The 610-nt window shown below is 59.2% G+C and carries 1 protein-coding gene; it reads left to right on the top strand.

Features of this window, described 5'->3' with window-relative positions; all coding sequences use genetic code 11:
- The first annotated feature begins 118 nt into the window (after window positions 1-118).
- A complete protein-coding gene (gene tnpA, locus CKO31_RS26365; protein WP_200243962.1) occupies window positions 119-553 on the top strand; it encodes an IS200/IS605 family transposase in 435 nt (144 codons plus the stop codon).
- Window positions 554-610: the final 57 nt, after the last annotated feature.

The raw sequence follows: 610 nt of genomic DNA, 5'->3' as shown, positions 1-610 counted from the left end.
AATAAAAAAGGTAATCCCCCGGCTTTGCCGGGGTGACAGTAGCAGTTTGACATTTGCGGGAGTCCATCGGAGACACTCCGTTCGTGAGCCGCCAAGCACACGACTGTGGAGAGTCCCGATGGACAAGACCGCAAGCCTAAGCCACTCCAAATGGGAGTGCAAATATCACGTTGTTTTCATTCCGAAATGCCGGCGTCGCGCGCTGTATGGCCAGCTCCGAAAGCATCTTGGTGAAGTGTTTCGCGAACTGGCCCAGCACAAGGACAGCTGGATCGAAGAAGGGCACCTGATGCCTGATCACGTGCACATGCTGATCTCGATCCCGCCGAAACATGCGGTGTCGCAGGTGGTGGGCTACATCAAGGGCAAGAGCGCCATCCACCTCGCCCGCGTCTACGGTGAGCGCAAGCGCAACTTCACCGGTCAGCACTTCTGGGCGCGTGGCTACTTCGTGTCGACGGTGGGGCGAGACGAGGCCACCATCCGAGCCTACATCCAGCACCAGGAACGTGAAGATCAACGACTCGATCAGCTGAGACTGTGGAGCTGCTGATCCGCCGCCTTTAGGCGGCTCATGAACCGGGGCCGCGTTAGCGTCCCCTCCGCCGCT

It is taken from the genome of Thiohalocapsa halophila, assembly GCF_016583825.1.
GTDB classification, from domain to species: domain Bacteria; phylum Pseudomonadota; class Gammaproteobacteria; order Chromatiales; family Chromatiaceae; genus Thiohalocapsa; species Thiohalocapsa halophila.
Note: the sequence above shows the minus strand (reverse complement) of the source record. Positions and strands in the feature narration are given on the sequence as shown.